This window comes from Mesorhizobium qingshengii (assembly GCF_900103325.1).
Taxonomy (GTDB): domain Bacteria; phylum Pseudomonadota; class Alphaproteobacteria; order Rhizobiales; family Rhizobiaceae; genus Mesorhizobium; species Mesorhizobium qingshengii.
Map to the genome: position 1 here is coordinate 18379 of NZ_FMXM01000024.1, position 16751 is coordinate 35129.

The window sequence follows — 16751 nt, forward strand, 5'->3', positions numbered from 1 at the left end:
CCGCGGTTTGATCCACATCATTGCGATTGCCGGGGCCAAGGCGCAGCCAAGACAGCATGAACCGTCCCATCTCAGTTGTAGGGAACGTACATGCTTGAGATTCCAAAGCCGATCGTGAAGGAGATCCCTTCCGCCCCCGGAAAGACACAGGATCAATTCGCCGGGAAGGTACGGCGGTCCGTCAGCGCCCGAATGCTCTGGTACGCCATCGCGCTGGCTGTCGCCGTTGGCGCAGGTGTCAGCGTATGGGCCGTGTTCCTGCGACCGATCGAGGTTCAAGTCGCGAGCACGGAGCGAGATGTGCCCGTGCAGGTCTTCGGCCTCGGCACGGTCGAGGCGCGCGTGACCTCCAGGATCGGCTTCAAGGTCTCCGGCGTGCTGGTCGATCTTCGCGCCGATGTTGGCAACCATGTCGCCAAGGGCGCGGTTCTGGCCCGTCTTGATGACCGCGAGCAGAGTGCACAGGTGGCCCGGACAAACGCGACGGTCCAACTGGCCAACGCCAATCTTCAAAAGGCTGCCGCGAGCGTCGAAAAGGCTCAGGCGAACTACGCGAACGCCAAGAGCATCAACGAGCGCCGGCAAATGCTGCTAAAGGGCAACAGCACCTCTATCGAAGCTGCGCAGACGGCACAGGCGGCACAGGATGCGGCGCTTGCCGATGTGGACCTGGCACAGAGCGATGTGCTCGTGGCCAAGGCCAACATCGGCGACGCCAAGGCACAGCAGCAGCTGCAATCAACCATATTGGACTTCTACACCCTCGCCGCGCCCTACGATGCGATGGTGACTGGGCGTCTGAAGGAACTCGGCTCGGCACTCGGCGCGGGCGAGCCTGTGTTCACGCTGATCGATCCGGGGACCGTGTGGGCGCTTGCTTATGTCGACGAGAGCAAAGCCGGCGAGATCTCTGTCGGCGAGCCCGCCGAGATCGTGCTGCGATCTCGGCCTGGCCAGCGCATCGCCGGGCACGTGGTTCGCATCCAGCCGGAAAGCGATCGCGTCAACGAGGAACGGCGCGTCGAGATCGCGTTCGACACACTCCCAGCTGATTTGTATCTCGGCGAACAGGCCGAGGCCCACATCACGACGGTCCGGCTGCCGCAGGCCCTATTGGCCCCGGAGGCGGCGATCACTGGGCTCGCCAACAATCGGGGAACCATATGGACCATCGAGGATGGATACTTTCAGCAGCGCGCCGTGACACTCGGGCACCGGTTGCTCGATGGACGCTTTGAGATTACCGGCGGCGTCCCGGAGTACGCGCTTGTCGTCACCACGTTGCGCAGCGGACTGCGCGTCGGCCGTGCGGCCAAGGTGACCGAAGGGGCACGTCGATGAATCTGGCCTACCGGGACATCAAGCACAATCTCCTGCGTTTCGTCCTGACCAACTTCGGATTGAGCCTGCTGCTCGGCATCGTGATCATGATGACAGGCGTCTATGGCGGACTGATCGATGACGCATTGCGTCAGGCCCGTGCGGCCAACGCAGACCTCTGGGTGGTCGAGGCTGGTACCAACGGGCCTTTTGCCGAGTCATCGCGCATTCCGGGCGACACCAGGGAATTGGTCAGCCGGGTTTATGGCGTGCAACGCGCCGGGTCTGTCACCTATCAATCGGTCCAGACCGAGCTGAACGGCGCACCGCACCGTCTCTTCCTCATCGGCTTCGAGCCCGGCAGGCCCGGCGGACCGCGTCAACTGTCGGCCGGTCGCGACATTTTGCGCGGCCATTATGAGATGATCGTCGACAGCTCTGCCGGTCTGGCATTGGGTCAGGAGGTCCTGCTGGGGACCCGTGACCACAAATTTTCCGTTGTCGGCCTGATGCGTAACGAAGTCACATCGTCTGGCGATCCCGTCGCCTACATCACCTTGCGCGACGCGCAAGCGCTCCAGTTCGAACTGGCACCCCCAGCTTCGCGGCGCGAGCAGGCGCGCGGAGGGTCCATGGAAACCAACGACCAGATCAATGCCGTCATCGCCAAGGTATCGCCCTATGTCCCGATTGACGAGACGGCGGCGGCGCTCTCGCGGTGGAAACACCTGACGGCCCTTACGCAGGCCCAGCAGGAAACGCTGCTAAGCAAGTTCGTCATCGAAAAGGCGCGCAAGCAGCAGCTTCTGATCATGGTTCTGCTGGTTGTCGTATCGGCCGTCATCATCGCCCTGATCATTTACACGATGACAATGGACAAGGTGCGCTCGATCGCCACGCTCAAATTCGTCGGCGCGCCCGACCGCACCATTGTCGGCCTCATTGTTCAGCAATCCCTGTCGTTGGGGATCACCGGGTACTTCGCTGGTCTCGCGCTTGTTTTCACCTTCAGGCCCTTCTTCCCACGGCGACTCGTGTTTGATCCAGAAAGCGTCGTGGCCGTATTCGCGATCACGATCGTGGTCTGCCTTGCCGCGAGCACGCTGGGCATTCGGCTCGCGCTCAGGGTGGACCCGGCGGAAGCGCTTTCGGCGGCAGGATAGAAACGTGACCGAACCAAGCAGACAAGCGGTCGTAAGGGTCGAACATCTTTCCAAGCATTTCGGCGTGGGGAGTGCTCGGGTCGACGCGCTGATTGACATCAACATGGAAGTCTTTGCCGGCCAGGTCATCGGGCTGATGGGGCCGAGTGGCTCAGGCAAGACCACGCTGCTTAACTGCATGGCCTGCATTCTGGAGCCGAGCGGTGGACGGCTAACGCTCGACGGCGAAGCCGTCTATGACGACCGCTGGCTCAGGGCAGATTTGCGCCGATTGCGGCTCGACAAGATCGGCTTCATTTTCCAGTATCCCAACCTGCTGCCGTTCCTCGACGCCACCGACAACGTCGCCGTGGTGCTCCATCTTGCCGGATTTGGCGCCGCGGCTGCTCATACGCACGCCGTTGAGCTGCTCGATTACCTCGAGGTCGGCCACCGCAAGCACGCAATGCCCTCGCAGCTTTCCGGCGGCGAAGCCCAACGCGTCGCCATCGCCCGCGCGCTCGCCAACCGGCCGCGCATCATCCTCGCCGACGAGCCGACCGCGCCACTCGATTCAGTTCGCGCCCGCATCGTAATGGATCTGCTGCGCAGGATCGCGATCGACCAGAGCGCGGCTATTATCGTGGTCACTCACGACGAGATGATTCTCGACCGCTTCGACCATATTTTCCGGCTGCGCGACGGCCGGCTTGAGACTGCTACCGACAACGTTTCACGCTCCCCGGCGCCAGCCAGGTAGCGAATACGCCACCTTCCCCTAGTCGCTGGGGTGTGCCGGTAGGCCCTTAGCTTGCTACCGCTTTCTCAAAAAACCCGGCGAGAAATCCCCTCCTAACGTTCCCGCCGGACGCGGCCACATGCGTCCCGGACCGACAGGACCGCCTTTCATCCGCCCGCATGTCCTGGTCGACGCCCGCGACAGCATAGTGACAGGTGACCGCATTCGCGCTGCCACACAGGAATGGCGCGAGGCCAGCATCTGGTTCTGCGGCCCAGCAGGCTTCGGCAAGGTTTTGCAGCAGGATTTCGCCACGCAGGGACTGGTTGCGGCGGTGAAGCAAGACTCTACGAAAGCCAGCCTGTTCACTGCTTTCTATCCTTCTTGCGTGCCTCGGCTACCGCCTCCTGGAGTTGTGCGAAGTCGAGACCACCGGGAATGAGAAAAGGCCCGACAATCCATGCTGGCGTTCCCTGGAGACCGATGGTTTCGGCCTGCAGGTTATTTCGGGCAAGAAGCCGGGTAATCTCGGCCTCGTGCTTGGTCGCATCCGCATCGAGTTTTTTCAGATCAATGCCAGTTGTCCGCAGGACTGCCCTGACCGCTTCATTCGCTGTGAACCGTCGAGGCGCGGACATCAGCGCGTCATGCGCAATGGCATACCTGCCCTGCCACTTTGCCGCGAGTGCCAGCCGAGCAGCATATTCCGATACGGGTCCGAAGATGGGCCATTCCTTGTAAAGCACGCGAATGCGCGGATCGCTTGCCAACAGCTTCTTCAGTGCCGGGTGGCTCTTTTTACAATATGGACAGTTGTAGTCCACGAATTCGGCAATCGTTACATCCGCCGTATTCGACCCGACAAAAGGCATGTCTGGGTCGTTCATGATCTGCTCGGGAGTCATCGCAGCCCCGCTATCCCCGGACGTGGGTGCCTGCTGCGCCGTTGCGAATGGAGCGGCGCATAACAACACAAGAAGTAGAAGGATCCTTTGCTTATGCATTTTGTCCCCCTGCATCAGTTTGCAGCACCAGGATTGACGTTCCGTCGGGCACGCGCTCATAGAGGTCGATGACGTCCTGGAAGAGGAGGCGAACGCAGCCGCTGGAGACAGCCCGTCCAATCGAGCGGGCATCCATGTTTCCGTGCAAGCGGTAAAGCGTATCCTTGCCATCCTCGAAGATGTAGAGCGCCCTCGCACCGAGGGGATTGTCCAGGCCAGGCGACATGCCGTGGCGGTATTTCTCAAGCTCGGGCTGGCGGTCGATCATTTCGGAAGGCGGCGTCCACTTTGGCCATTTGCGCTTGTACTGGATTCTTGCCCGCCCACCCCAGGCAAAGCCGTCGCGTCCGATACCGACTCCGTATCGGATGGCGTGGCCGTCTTCTTGGACGAGGTAAAGAAAGCGCCTGGGCGTATCGACGACGATCGTCCCCGGCTTCTCGCCCGTTGGATCCTTCACAACCTGCCGGTAATATTTGGGGTCAATCAAATCGATCCGGGCGGCCGGTACGGGAAACTGTTCATCGGCGATCGCGGCGTACATCAGCGCGGCATCGGGGAGCGCCGGCCGTGGGACGGCAACAAACGCCGCGCGTGGTGTAGTCGTACAGCCTGCCACGGCAACGGCCATCCCGGTGGCGCCAAACAGAAACTGCCTGCGCCCCATCATAAGTTGGGTTTTCATGGTTCAACCTTTCGAACGGCCTCGAAGGCGTTCGCAATATGTCTGAAAGAGGATCTGGCGCGCCGCCAACAATGGCCGCGGCGCCTCTGGAAATCAGATCGCGGAGAAAACTCTCGGCGGCCTGAGATACGCTTTGGCTGGGATGGCCTTCATCGGGACCGGACTGAAGTACGGTCGCGACCACGCCTTCGCTGTCGGAAGTCTTGCCTGCAGCGCGCCGGGCAAGCCGAGTTGCGGAAAACAGGGGACGGAAGCTGTCTTGACGGTGTTGAAACACGGCCGAAACGAAGACCGCTCGATCGTGCCGTAAGCGCTACCCACGGTCACCACAACGCCTCCCGCTGGCGCCCCGAATGAGGATGCCAAGGCCCAAGCCGGCCAAATTCCAGCAGCTGTGGAAACGATCGAAAAAATGAACACCAGCAGTGTGATACGAATACGCATTCGAGGTACTTTACACCACAAAGTCCCCAGATAACCGCTCTGACGCAATTGTGATAACCGTGTCTGCGGGGCCTAGCGACAGGTCATGGATTTTGGCCCTAACAGCGCGGACTTGAACGGCCAGCGGCTCTTGTCTGGTGTCGCTACAGCAGTTTAGGCGAATGCAGATGTGTTCGCCCCTTGTTCAAACTGTCATTATACATTATATGCAATTACATAATGAGTGACGGATGGATGACCGATATGAAAATGATCCGCGTAAACGACAAATTGTCGGTGGGCTCCCAGCCCTCGATCCCGGAGATTCAGTCGCTTCAGGAAAATGGGTTTGCAGGGTTGATCAACGCTCGCCCTGACCGGGAAGAGCCTGGCCAGCTCGCAAACAAGGACGAGCGTGAGGAAGCGGGCCGTGCCGGTGTCACCTACAGCTTCATACCGGTCACCATGTCGACCATTACGGAGGCAGACGTCCGGGCCTTCCAGGCGGCTGTGGAAGATGTCGACGGCGCAGTTTTTGCCCATTGTAAATCGGGCGCACGCACCCTGACCCTATATGTACTTGGTGAGGCACTCGATGGACGGCTGTCGTCTGTCGGGATTGCAGCTCTTGGCGAGCAACTTGGCATTGACCTTTCGGCTGCCGCCCGATGGCTCGAAGCGCACCGCCAACGGCGACCCCAAGTGAAGGGGTTCTTCGATCCTCGCACATGGAGTGTGCAATATGTGGTTTCGGATCCTGGGACCAGCAAATGCGCGATTATCGATCCGGTTCTTGATTTTGATGAGAAGTCCGGAGCAACTGCAACGCGCAACGCTGACACCATGCTTTCATATGTGGCCGAGCAAGGGCTGACCGTTGAATGGATCCTCGAGACCCATCCCCATGCCGACCACTTGTCGGCTGCTCAGTATCTGAAGGAGAAGACAGGAGCCCCGATTGCAATTGGAGCACGGATAGTCGATGTCCAGCACTTGTGGCAAGGCATCTACAACTGGCCTGATCTCCGCACGGACGGTTCGCAGTGGGATAGGCTGTTCTCCGATGGAGACACTTTCAAGGTCGGCTCGATCGAGGCGCGGGTGATGTTTTCGCCAGGTCACACCTTGGCGTCGATCAGCTATCTGATAGGCGATGCGGCTTTTATCCACGACACCATCTTCATGCCAGACAGCGGCTCGGCTCGCGCCGACTTTCCTGGTGGCGACGCCCGGATACTGTGGAAATCGATCCAGAACATTCTGGAGCTTCCAGATGAAACCCGCTTGTTTACCGGCCACGACTACCAGCCGGGCGGACGCGAACCAAAGTGGGAAAGCACTGTCGGCGAGCAGAAGCGCACCAATGCGCATCTGGCCGGCGTGAACGAAGAGGCCTTTGCCACATTGCGTGTGGCCCGTGACCGCACGCTGCCAATGCCGAAGCTGATCTTGCATGCCTTGCAGGTCAACATCCAGGCGGGGCGTCTGCCGGAGCCTGAAGCAAATGGTAAGCGATATCTGAAGTTTCCGATTGGTGCACTCGACGGAGCAGTCTGGTGAGTGAGATCCGACTTGATGCAGCGAAGATGGGGAGGTTGCCTGCCGCGATGGAACCCCGCGCAGGCGAAGTAGCGTCTTTGTTGAAGACTCTAGCGCATCCGACGCGATTGATGCTGGTCTGCACCCTTGTCGAAGGGGAGTATTCGGTCGGCCGATTGGAAGAAGCACTCGACATTCATCAGCCGAATCTTTCCCAGCAATTGACGATCCTACGCGATGCTAAAATCGTGGAAACGCGGCGTGAGGGGAAACAGATCTTCTACCGATTGACCGCCAAGAGGGCTGCTAAAGTGGTTTCCGCGCTTTACTCGATCTTCTGTTCCGACGGCGAGCCCTCATGACATCTTATCGTGCTTCTCGTCTGGCTGAGGTTGCGACCAGACTTTCATCAGTGCTCGCCACACTGGAGGGCAGAACTGCCGTAGCTCCTTTGGCGGCGGCATCAGGTGCTTATGACCGCGTCTTTGTAGGTGAGGCATCATGACCACTACCTTGTTCGCTGCCGTCGGCTCAGGCGGCCTGGTGGGGTTCACCCTTGGACTGGTTGGCGGTGGCGGATCGATACTGGCCACACCGCTTTTGCTCTATGTTGTCGGAGTGACCCAGCCGCACGTCGCCATTGGCACAGGCGCGCTTGCAGTGGCTGCCAACGCCCTTGCAAACTTCGGAGGCCACGCCCTGAAGGGGCATGTTTGGTGGCGCTGTGCGCTTGTCTTCGCCGCGCTAGGCTCACTCGGCGCGCTAGCAGGGTCCACCCTTGGAAAGTCTATCGACGGGACATATCTGCTTTTCTTCTTTGGACTGCTTATGATGGTGGTCGGGGGCCTTATGGTGCTGCCACGGCATAGCAACGCGACAGCGGTTCGGCCTGTCAACGCCAGAATGTGCGCGATGACAGCAGCAGTCGCTGTTGCCGCCGGCGCGGCCTCAGGCTTCTTCGGCATAGGTGGCGGCTTCCTCATTGTCCCCGGACTGATCCTGGCCACCGGAATGCCGACGATCAATGCGATCGGCACATCCCTGCTTGCCGTCGCAGCCTTTGGCCTCGCAACCGCATTCAACTACGCCTTGTCAGGAATGGTTGATTGGCAGCTGGCTGCGGAATTTATCGGCGGCGGTATCGGCGGGGGTCTGGTCGGTACGCTCGCCGCCACACGCCTTGCTTCGTACAGGAACGCGCTCAATCGAACTTTTGCCGCACTTATCTTTGTCGTCGCAAGCTACGTTGTGTACACAAGCATCGGTCAGATTGCCCTGAGGTAGCGATCTCTCTGGAGGATTGGAAGAGGGTTCCGCGCATGATTGCTGCGTAAGCCCGGCAGCGATCAACCGTTCAACAAAAGAGCAAGCCAGCATACTTAATGAGGCGTGTGATGGCCGTCCCCAAGTTCAGCGCCTGGAAGAAGGCCAAGCGAACTGCCTATGCCCGCGCCAACTGCCAGCGAAGGCGCGAAGATGCCGCCATGGCCTGCTGCTGCGCTACCTCGTGATAAGGACATTCACATTCGCCGGGGTGGCACGTTTGGCGATCGGGAGGGAAATTGCCGACACCCAGCAGCCACCCGACTTTCGCTGGCCAACCCCAATGAATTGATGGTCGCAAGGTCACAATCTCGAAGGAACGCCTCCTCCCAAAACGCTCCTCCCGCATAGCGCGCAACGACCTAACGCGCCCCGGTCCCGAAAAACGGTCATCAGGCGGGAATAGTTTCCGACTACGCTCAGTATATGTCGCATGAAGATGAAGCTCGATGTGGCCCATGAACTACCAAGGCGAGCGTCGGTTTCTGTGAGCGCCCACGGCATCTTGGGAGCGCAGCGCGAGTACTGATAGTCGACGACTTCAGCGCTTGCGGTCGGGAGGAGCGAGCTCTCATCTGGCCCAGCGGTTATTCCCCTCTCCGCGACCGCTGGGCCCCTTCGGCTGCTAAGAGAACACTTCGATGACTGCGTTGCTTCTCAATGCCGATCTCGGAGCCTTCGGTCTATTCCCTAATGGAACTAACCGCCGCCTTGAAGGCGAGCAGGACTTGCAAATAGGAATGCTGCCAGTTGGATGGTAAAGCGGCACTGTCAGTGCAAGGGGGTTTGCCCATCACAAACGCCCAACCACTTGGAACAATTTCGCTGAAGCACCGCATGTTGGTGAAGGCCAACTCATCTTGGTCACTCTCGCTACGCTGGCGCTCGCGCATTTGCTGGTGCCGATGGCACTCATTGAAGAACGTCTGAGGTGCGACACACAACATTCGCTGCGCGTTGACAGGCAGCCATGCCCACACATCAATTGCGACTGCGTTAGAGCGCCCAATCCCTTTGAACAGGAAAAGCATGAGAGAGTTCTTCAACACCGTTATCATCATCGTATTGATAGCGATCGCCGTCGTCCTGCTTTTGCTCGCACCAAAAGGCTTTCAGTTCGGCCAGCCGGATCCGATTGTTAGTTCGGGTGCCCGCTTAGCGCGAGGAGACGCCAATACCTTTGTGCACGCACAGTCGGCTGGTAGTGCGGTGTGAGGTTGTCCCGTCGCCGGTAGGCCATGCCAATCTTATTCTTCCAAACCACGCGAGATACCCCAATCTCGCGAAGCCGATTCTTTGAGCACGGCGCTTGCCGCGAAAATCCGATCGGTCTGGAATAGTTTCTGATCCGTCTCGGTATATTGGGTATGAACGTGGAAAGCTCGACGCCATTCCCGCTCCTGGAGATTTCCCCATGGTGGGGCCCACGCAGGGTCGCTCGAACGCGAAGCACAATCGCTCGAGCGCGGACGACTCGCTGCAAGAGCCGCCTTGTGTCCACCCTCGCCCGAGCGCGTGCCGTCCGCGACGATCGCGTTTTCGGGGGCGATGGTCACACAGCACGTGCAGCGGGGCAAGGTGGGTTCCTTGCCCATCCTTTGTTGCTGCAGGGCTCGCTTTGGTTTCCGTCAGCGCCGACCACCTCGGCGGCATTGCCATTGGAGCAAAGGCAACGTTTCACTGCGCAAGAAGCCGAATAGCACTGCTGCGCGCTGACCTGAGGGCAGTTGCGATGCTGGGAAGTGTTTCCAACATACCCGTGGAACCCACTGCAGGAAGTGCATTGGCGGCCGAAGCGGTTTGAGATGAACATCGGCCGCTCGGACCTCATTCGGATAACGATGGTACCCGTGCAATACCGAGCCACACCGTACTCGGTTGCCAAATCCTCGCCTTGCTTCGGCCTATTTGCCCACGATCATGTCGGCTTCGCGAGGTTGGAAAGCGGCTTCCCGCCAGCTTCTCAAAACGCTGAACTCAGATATCGAGATGATCCTTTGAATTTGCTGCTCGCCATCGCCTTGACATTCGTCGCGGTCATCGGGTCGTCTTCCCTGCACTACGAAGCAATCCAACGTCTCGACAGATTGGCGCGCAGGTCGATTGGGGCCTACCCTGCGCTGCTTTTTGTCATCTGCGGACTGGTTTGTCTTCACCTTCTGGAGATCGGGATCTATGCGGCAATATTTCACCTCGCGGACCAAACCCTCTCCTTAGGTGATTTCGGCGGAAAGGCTTTTCCTTCGAATATGGACTATTTCTACTATGCAGCCGAGGCCTACGCCTCTCTCGGCTATAATAACGTGATACCCATCGGCGAAATGCGACTCATCACGTCCATCACGCCATTGAACGGTCTGCTGCTTCTGACCTGGTCTGGCTCGTTTCTTTTCTCACTCGTGGAGGATTGGCGAGGCAAGGGAAAATAGCGCGCGATATCGGATGGCCTTGCATCATATCCAATTTCAAGGCTTCGTTCTTGGTGGCTGGCGGCTTGCCGGGCGGTAGCGACCAGTTCGTTCTACTCATCTCGCGTCGGCATGCTGTGGCAAGCAAACTGCGTCGCAGCCCTGTGCTCCAATTGGACCTATAACTCAGTCGACAGAGATCACGTGTTATTGCTCGCGGGAACAATTTCGTGATCGCAGCCCTCTTGCAATAGAACCGCCCAACTCGTGCCACAAAGCAGGCAATCCATTCTACCCGCATAAAGCCGCCAAGGCTTTGCAACGCAACGATTAATTTCAAATTCGAGCGGGAGGCAGCCATGATCCCTGCGGGCATTCGCGCGCCCTTTTCAAACCCTACCACGAGCCTCGCCACAGCCTTGGTGGTGACCGGTCTCGTCGCCACCGCGCCTGAGGCGCATGCTCAAACCGCAGCCGCGGTCGCCACGGCGCAAGCGCCAACCGGCCTGTGGTTGACCACGCCCTTTCCGGAATTCTCGGCCCGAGCCGGCAAGGATGTGAGTGTGCCCCTGAGCCTGGCCAACCGGGGACTGCCGCCACAGCGCGTGGAACTCGGTGTCGAGGGGCTGCCCGACGGATGGAAGTGGGAGATCGACGGCGGCGGCAAACCCGTCACTGCGGCAATCGCCGGATCGGATAACACGGTCGGCCTGACTCTAAAATTGACGCCGAAGGCAGGTGACGTCGGCAAGGCTCTGAACTTTGCCGTGTCCGGCAAGGCCGGCACCGAAGCACTGAACCTGCCGATGGAGATGACGCTTGCCAAGACCGAGCCGGCGAAACTGACGCTTGAACCCAAGCTTCCTGCGCTACGCGGCACCGCCAAATCGGCATTCGATTTCCAGGTCGATATCAAGAACGAAGGCCAGGAGGACTCAACCGTCAACCTACTCTCGAAGGCGCCGTCCGGCTTCCAGGTAACCTTCAAGCAGGGCTACGGGTCGCAGGAACTGACCAGCCTGCCGTTGAAGGCCGGGGAATCGAAAACACTCTCCGTCAGCGTCCAGCCGCCAGAGAACGCCGAGGCCGGCCAGTATCCAGTTGGTGTCGCCGCCAGCGGCGAGAACGTCAGCGCCGACACCAAACTGCTGCTCGATATCACCGGCAGGCCGTCGGTTGCGCTTTCCGGCCCTGAAGGCCGGCTTTCCGGCGACGCCACGGCGGGTCAGGAGCGCACTTTCACCTTCACGCTATCGAACAGCGGGGCTGCACCTGCTCGCGACCTGAAGCTGTCGGCAAGCCCGCCCTCCGGCTGGAAAGTAACCTTCAATCCCGAAAAGGTCGATGAGATCGCGCCCGGCGGGACATCCAGTGTCGGCGTTTCGATGACGCCTTCTACGCAGGCGATCGCCGGCGACTATATGGTCTCGGTCCGTGCGAATGGCGACGGCGCGTCTGACAGCGCCAATTTCCGGGTCACGGTGCGCACATCCACGCTATGGGGGGTAACCGGCCTTGGCGTCATCGGCGCATCCGCGTTGATGCTTGCCTTCGCTGTTACGAGGTATGGACGGCGATGAGCCCGGTCATAGAAGCACGCGGCCTCGTCAAGCGCTACGGTCGACTTCCGGCGGTTGACGGCATTGATCTCACCGTCGAGAAAGGCGAGGTCTTTGGGCTGCTTGGCCCGAATGGTTCTGGAAAGACCACCACCATCCTGCTGCTGCTCGGGCTCACCGAGCCGACTGCCGGTTCGATTCGCGTTCTCGGACTCGACCCACTGCGCCAGCCGCTGCAGGTTAAGCAGCGGGTCGGCTATCTGCCGGATCAGATCGGCTTCTACGATCATCTGACGGCACTCGAAAATCTCGCCTACACGGCAAGGCTGGCCGGCCTCCCATCCGACGAGGCGAACAAGCGCATCGTCGGCGCAATGGAGAGAGTAAGGCTGGCCGATGTTGCCAATCGCCGCGTCGCAACCTTCTCGCGCGGTATGCGCCAGCGCCTCGGACTTGCCGAAGTGCTGGTCAAGCAGGCCGAGATTGCCATCCTCGATGAACCGACGTCGGGTCTCGATCCACAGTCGACGCAGGAGTTGCTGGAGCTGATCCGAGAACTGGCGAGCGAGGGTGTGACGTTCGTGCTTTCCTCGCATCTGCTTGCCATGATGCAGACGATTTGCAGCCGGGTAGCACTTTTCCGAAAGGGCAGCATCGGCCTCATCGGCCAGGTCGAAAACCTCACTTCGGACGTCCTCGGCGGCTCACATATGGTTGAGGTCGAATTCGAGAACGCCGATCTGGTGAAGGTCCTTGCCGGCGCGCCGCATGTATCCGGCCTGACGCCACTGGGAACGGGACGCTGGCGCGTCGATGCCGACGCGGATGTCAGGACCGATATCGCCCGGCGCATTGTTGGCGCAGGTGGTGCGCTTCGCTCCATGACTATCCGTCAGGCCACGCTCGACGAGGTCTACGTCCGCTTTTTCGAGGGAGAGAACCATGACGTCGCAGCGTGAAGGGTCGCCTTTTGCTGGTCTATCGACAATCGCGCTCAAGGAAGCCGCCGATCATATGAACAGCATTCGGATCCATCTGGTAATGCTTCTGGTGCTGCTCACAGCGATCGGCTCCGTCTATGGTGCCATCGGCCAGATCAAGGCCACCGTTAGCGAGGACCAGTTCCTATTCCTGCGCCTGTTCACCACCGCGCAGCAGCCGCTGCCGTCCTTCGTTTCCTTCCTCGGCTTCCTCGTGCCTCTGGTGGCGATCGCGCTGGGCTTCGACGCCATCAACGGCGAATACAGCCGCCGCACGCTGTCGCGCATCCTGTCGCAGCCGATCTATCGCGACGCGCTTCTCACCGGCAAATTTCTGGGCGGGCTGTTGGTCATCGCCATCTGCCTGCTGGATCTGTGGCTGCTGGTCACGGGCCTTGGCATCCTCGTGCTCGGGCTGCCACCCAGCGGCGAGGAGATCGCCCGTGGCCTTGCCTTCCTGTTTGCGTCATTCGTTTATTCTGGCGTCTGGCTGGCGGTGGCATTGGCCTTTTCCACCATCGTCAAATCGCCGGCGACTTCGGCATTGTGCGCGCTCACTGCATGGCTGTTGTTCACCGTGTTCTGGCCCATGCTGGCGCCGCTGATCGCTGGCGCCGTCGCGCCGATAGACCCTCTCGATCCGATGACTGCAGTTCATCAGATCGATATCCAGCAGGCCCTCGCCCGCATCTCACCCAACACGCTCTACGGTGAAGCTACGCTTGCCCTGCTCAACCCGGCAACACGCTCGCTCGGCCTGCTGTTCACCGACCAGTTGAGCGGTGCCATGATGGGAGCGCCGTTGCCCTTCTCGCTGAGCGTGGCCCTGATCTGGCCGCAGCTTGCCGGCATGATCGCGGCGCTTCTGGTGCTTTTCACCATCGCCTACGTCTCATTCCAGAGGCAGGAGATTCGAGCGTAAGAACCGCTGATAACCGGACTTGGAGAGTGAGACGGAAGCGAACGTCTCGGCGATCGTGCCCCCGAGATTATGTGTAAGGCGGCCATTCCGGATGGTTCACTCCGCCAACGTTACCAAAGTTTCACGTACTGGAAATGCCACCGTAATGTGCGCCTCTCTATTCTGTTCGCTCATGGTGCCGTCCGGCACGACTCTTAAAAGAGGATACGAGACCCATGAACGCTTCCCCCAATTCATCTTCCCGCACCCGCAAACGTCTTATGGCTGCCGCTGCCTCCCTGGCTATTGCTGGCGCGATCGGCTTCGGCGCCGTTGCCACCCGGGACGGCCCCCGTTCTGGCTGACGCCGTACACGTCCAGACCGCGCAGGTTCCCGGTTTCGCCGATCTCGTCGAACGCGTTTCGCCGGCGGTCGTCAGTGTCAAGGTCAAGGGCAAGATCCAGCCGGCGGCCGATGAGGGCTTCGACAACCTGCCAAACAATCCGCAACTGCGCCGCTTCTTCAAGGAATTCCGAGGCTTTGGCGATCAGGGCGGCCAGTTCGGCATGCGCCGTTTCGGTCACCGCGACCATAACAACGACCGACCGCGGCCGGTAGCACAGGGTTCCGGCTTCTTCATCTCCGAAGATGGCTATCTCGTCACCAATAACCATGTCGTCTCGGAAGGCTCGGCCTTCACCGTGGTGACCAATGACGGCAAGGAACTCGACGCCAAGGTGATCGGCACCGACCCCCGCACCGACCTCGCAGTTCTCAAGGTCGATGGCGGCGGCAAGTTCACCTATGTAGACTTCGCCGACGATTCAAAGGTCCGCATCGGCGACTGGGTGGTGGCCGTCGGCAATCCGTTCGGCCTCGGCGGTACCGTCACCGCTGGCATTGTCTCGGCGCGCGGCCGCGACATCGGTGCGGGCCCCTATGACGATTTCATCCAGATCGACGCCCCGGTCAACCGGGGCAACTCGGGCGGCCCTACCTTCAACCTCAACGGCCAGGTCGTCGGCATCAACACCGCGATCTTCTCCCCGTCAGGCGGCAGCGTCGGCATTGCCTTCGACATTCCGGCTTCAACCGCCAAGCAGGTGGTCGAGGACCTGATGAAGAGTGGCTCCGTGCAGCGCGGCTGGCTTGGCGTGGAAATCCAGCCGATTACTTCCGACATCGCCGAGTCGCTCGGGTTGAAGTCCGAGAAGGGCGCGCTGGTCTCCAGCGCCCAGGACGCCAGTCCCGGCAAGAAGGCAGGTATCGTCGCCGGCGACGTGATCACTCAGGTGGATGGTAAGGACGTCGCTTCGCCGAAGGACCTAGCCCGGATGATCGGCGCCTATGCACCCGGCAAGTCGGTCGACGTCACCCTCTGGCGCGATGGCAAGAACGAGACGGTCAAGGTCGACCTGGGCACGCTGCCTTCAAGCGACAAGCAGGCCTCGAACAAAGATACGCCCGCCGCGCCCGCCAAGGCCGACATGCTGGCCAACCTCGGGCTCACCGTCACCAAGTCGGAAAACGGCAAGGGTCTTGTGGTCACCGATGTCGATCCAGACAGCGATGGTGCCGACCGCGGCATCCAGCCCGGCGATATCATAACCGCAGTCAACTCGACCGAAGTGAACGACACCGGCGATGTCAACAAGGCAATGGCCGATGCGGTGAAATCCGGACGCAAGGCCGTGCTGATGCAGATCACCCGCGACGACTCGAACCGGTTTGTAGCGGTGCCGGTCGAGAAGGGCTGACCATCTCGTCGAATTTTCCCTGCGGTGGCCTCAAAACACCAGGGCCGCCGCGGGGAAAGCATGATTTTGCAGGAGCGGAAAGAGGGAGGCTGCACCGTATTCCAGACAAGACCATGGCACTGAAGGCATGCCGTCGCGACCCGCGCCACGGGGCAGACTTAAGGCCATGCGTGCGTGAGGCCATGCGTGCTTTTTGCTCTAGCCTGGCCGGCACCGTGCCACACGCCAAGACATTTATGCCGGGCCGACGGCCAGGCCTTCCCAGCAGGCGGCTTCGCCTGTCTCAACCTGGTCGGCAGCAAGCACCTGTCGGCTATATTCGTAACGGTCACCACCAGTGATGCGGCCGCCGTGGCCCACAAATCCATCCGGGCAAATCCCGCCCGCAGTATAACCTCTGTGCAATTGGCCGCGGCACTTGCCAAACTGGGGCGCCTGGCAGGGGCGAGGACGACGGCGGCGCGGGTTCTCCATTTGCACCTCGCGTTCCGCTACACCCGGCCGTTCTTCGGCGCCAACTACGAGCCTGTTGGCGGCGTCCATGGCTGAGGCTCTCAGCGCTGCCGGAATAGGGCGTCACACAGGCGCCAGTGTCGCGTCGTCATGTTCGTTAGGGGCAGGAGCGTGCGTTTCAGCTTGTTCACTGGGACAGGCAGTCAGCTGACGGTAACATCCGCCATATGCGCTCACGCCAAGTTGAAGATATTCGAAGGAACGAAGTTTGGTCGAAGACTTTGATGCCTTCATCGTCTTCCGCTGCTCTGAGCCAGGGGCGTCGCCCCGGCAAACTCCACTTCAGGACTAGCCAGTTTTCAAAGTCCCAGGAGCACTTGCGTCCGCGCCCCGACCGGTGCCAGGTCGACAAAGGCCTGTTCAGCCTTTCCGCTTGAGTCATTGCGAGCGAAACGCTCGCAATTGGGGTTATCTCGGTGAATGACCCTCCGTACCGCAAGGACGGCCAAATGCTATC

The 16751-nt window shown here is 60.3% G+C and carries 16 protein-coding genes and 1 pseudogene; 13 read left to right on the top strand and 4 right to left on the bottom strand.

The window, feature by feature from the left end:
- Window positions 1–90: 90 nt before the first annotated feature.
- The 3 genes from BLS48_RS28435 to BLS48_RS28445 are packed head-to-tail and all read left to right on the top strand — an operon-like array spanning window position 91 to window position 3222.
- Window positions 91–1341 (top strand): efflux RND transporter periplasmic adaptor subunit, encoded by a 1251-nt coding sequence (locus BLS48_RS28435; RefSeq protein WP_091585082.1) that lies wholly within the window; start codon window positions 91–93, stop codon window positions 1339–1341.
- Window positions 1338–2483 carry an ABC transporter permease gene (locus tag BLS48_RS28440; RefSeq protein ID WP_091585084.1) on the top strand — a complete coding sequence of 382 codons (1146 nt, stop codon included), beginning with the start codon at window positions 1338–1340 and terminating at the stop codon, window positions 2481–2483. The genes BLS48_RS28435 and BLS48_RS28440 overlap by 4 nt, the downstream gene beginning before the upstream one ends.
- A 4-nt stretch (window positions 2484–2487) precedes the next feature.
- Window positions 2488–3222, top strand: a complete 735-nt coding sequence (locus BLS48_RS28445) for an ABC transporter ATP-binding protein (protein ID WP_244529942.1) — start codon at window positions 2488–2490, stop codon at window positions 3220–3222.
- Between the two features lie 344 nt (window positions 3223–3566).
- Here the strand turns inward: BLS48_RS28445 and BLS48_RS28455 are convergent, their stop codons facing one another.
- Both BLS48_RS28455 and BLS48_RS28460 read right to left on the bottom strand, forming a co-directional pair.
- Window positions 3567–4088, bottom strand: a complete 522-nt coding sequence (locus tag BLS48_RS28455) for a DsbA family protein (protein WP_167365276.1) — start codon at window positions 4086–4088, stop codon at window positions 3567–3569.
- Between the two features lie 109 nt (window positions 4089–4197).
- Window positions 4198–4875, bottom strand: coding sequence for a L,D-transpeptidase (locus tag BLS48_RS28460; RefSeq protein WP_244529944.1), 678 nt, complete (start codon window positions 4873–4875; stop codon window positions 4198–4200).
- Window positions 4876–5577: 702 nt separating this feature from the next.
- Between BLS48_RS28460 and blh the strand changes: the two genes are divergently transcribed.
- The 3 genes from blh (at window position 5578) to BLS48_RS28475 (ending at window position 8136) form a co-directional block, all read left to right on the top strand.
- Window positions 5578–6873: a bifunctional sulfur transferase/dioxygenase Blh gene (gene blh, locus BLS48_RS28465; protein ID WP_091585220.1), complete on the top strand. Its 1296-nt coding sequence runs from the start codon at window positions 5578–5580 to the stop codon at window positions 6871–6873.
- A gap of 26 nt (window positions 6874–6899) precedes the next feature.
- Window positions 6900–7214 (top strand): sulfite-sensing transcriptional repressor BigR, encoded by a 315-nt coding sequence (gene bigR / locus BLS48_RS28470; RefSeq protein WP_091585218.1) that lies wholly within the window; start codon window positions 6900–6902, stop codon window positions 7212–7214.
- Window positions 7215–7353: 139 nt separating this feature from the next.
- A complete protein-coding gene (locus tag BLS48_RS28475) occupies window positions 7354–8136 on the top strand; it encodes a sulfite exporter TauE/SafE family protein (protein WP_091585092.1) in 783 nt (260 codons plus the stop codon).
- A 722-nt stretch (window positions 8137–8858) separates the two neighbouring features.
- Here BLS48_RS28475 and BLS48_RS28480 read toward each other — a convergent pair.
- A complete protein-coding gene (locus BLS48_RS28480; RefSeq protein WP_143019530.1) occupies window positions 8859–9206 on the bottom strand; it encodes a hypothetical protein in 348 nt (115 codons plus the stop codon).
- Here BLS48_RS28480 and BLS48_RS35245 point away from each other — a divergent pair.
- From BLS48_RS35245 to BLS48_RS35995, 7 genes and pseudogenes are all read left to right on the top strand, one after another.
- Entirely contained in the window at window positions 9205–9390 is a 186-nt protein-coding gene (locus BLS48_RS35245; RefSeq protein ID WP_143019531.1) for a hypothetical protein, read from the top strand. The two genes, BLS48_RS28480 and BLS48_RS35245, sit on opposite strands and share 2 nt — an antisense overlap.
- Before the next feature lie 590 nt (window positions 9391–9980).
- Complete coding sequence (locus BLS48_RS28485; RefSeq protein WP_091585095.1) at window positions 9981–10604, top strand: ion channel; 624 nt, start codon at window positions 9981–9983, stop codon at window positions 10602–10604.
- A gap of 338 nt (window positions 10605–10942) precedes the next feature.
- Window positions 10943–12163, top strand: coding sequence for a COG1470 family protein (locus BLS48_RS28490; RefSeq protein WP_091585097.1), 1221 nt, complete (start codon window positions 10943–10945; stop codon window positions 12161–12163).
- Window positions 12160–13101, top strand: a complete 942-nt coding sequence (locus BLS48_RS28495; RefSeq protein ID WP_091585099.1) for an ABC transporter ATP-binding protein — start codon at window positions 12160–12162, stop codon at window positions 13099–13101. The genes BLS48_RS28490 and BLS48_RS28495 overlap by 4 nt, the downstream gene beginning before the upstream one ends.
- On the top strand, window positions 13085–14044 hold the full coding sequence (locus BLS48_RS28500) for an ABC transporter permease (RefSeq protein WP_091585101.1): 960 nt from the start codon (window positions 13085–13087) through the stop codon (window positions 14042–14044). The genes BLS48_RS28495 and BLS48_RS28500 overlap by 17 nt, the downstream gene beginning before the upstream one ends.
- A 215-nt stretch (window positions 14045–14259) precedes the next feature.
- Window positions 14260–15781: pseudogene (locus tag BLS48_RS28505) on the top strand (Do family serine endopeptidase).
- A 351-nt stretch (window positions 15782–16132) separates the two neighbouring features.
- Window positions 16133–16330, top strand: coding sequence for a hypothetical protein (locus BLS48_RS35995; RefSeq protein ID WP_208604681.1), 198 nt, complete (start codon window positions 16133–16135; stop codon window positions 16328–16330).
- A gap of 263 nt (window positions 16331–16593) precedes the next feature.
- On the opposite strand, the gene BLS48_RS36840 is transcribed toward BLS48_RS35995, so the two are convergent.
- Window positions 16594–16743 carry a helix-turn-helix domain-containing protein gene (locus BLS48_RS36840; protein ID WP_091585103.1) on the bottom strand — a complete coding sequence of 50 codons (150 nt, stop codon included), beginning with the start codon at window positions 16741–16743 and terminating at the stop codon, window positions 16594–16596.
- Between the last annotated feature and the right edge of the window lie 8 nt (window positions 16744–16751).

Excerpts from the sequence above, each read along its gene's own strand:
- BLS48_RS28435 (WP_091585082.1), top strand. The coding sequence starts at position 91 with ATGCTTGAGATTCCAAAGCCGATCGTGAAGGAGATCCCTTCCGCCCCC.
- BLS48_RS28440 (WP_091585084.1), top strand. The coding sequence starts at position 1,338 with ATGAATCTGGCCTACCGGGACATCAAGCACAATCTCCTGCGTTTCGTC.
- BLS48_RS28455 (WP_167365276.1), bottom strand. The coding sequence starts at position 4,088 with ATGAACGACCCAGACATGCCTTTTGTCGGGTCGAATACGGCGGATGTA.
- BLS48_RS28460 (WP_244529944.1), bottom strand. The coding sequence starts at position 4,875 with ATGATGGGGCGCAGGCAGTTTCTGTTTGGCGCCACCGGGATGGCCGTT.
- blh (WP_091585220.1), top strand. The coding sequence starts at position 5,578 with ATGAAAATGATCCGCGTAAACGACAAATTGTCGGTGGGCTCCCAGCCC.
- bigR (WP_091585218.1), top strand. The coding sequence starts at position 6,900 with ATGGGGAGGTTGCCTGCCGCGATGGAACCCCGCGCAGGCGAAGTAGCG.
- BLS48_RS28475 (WP_091585092.1), top strand. The coding sequence starts at position 7,354 with ATGACCACTACCTTGTTCGCTGCCGTCGGCTCAGGCGGCCTGGTGGGG.
- BLS48_RS35245 (WP_143019531.1), top strand. The coding sequence starts at position 9,205 with ATGAGAGAGTTCTTCAACACCGTTATCATCATCGTATTGATAGCGATC.
- BLS48_RS28480 (WP_143019530.1), bottom strand. The coding sequence starts at position 9,206 with ATGCTTTTCCTGTTCAAAGGGATTGGGCGCTCTAACGCAGTCGCAATT.
- BLS48_RS28485 (WP_091585095.1), top strand. The coding sequence starts at position 9,981 with ATGAACATCGGCCGCTCGGACCTCATTCGGATAACGATGGTACCCGTG.
- BLS48_RS28490 (WP_091585097.1), top strand. The coding sequence starts at position 10,943 with ATGATCCCTGCGGGCATTCGCGCGCCCTTTTCAAACCCTACCACGAGC.
- BLS48_RS28495 (WP_091585099.1), top strand. The coding sequence starts at position 12,160 with ATGAGCCCGGTCATAGAAGCACGCGGCCTCGTCAAGCGCTACGGTCGA.
- BLS48_RS28500 (WP_091585101.1), top strand. The coding sequence starts at position 13,085 with ATGACGTCGCAGCGTGAAGGGTCGCCTTTTGCTGGTCTATCGACAATC.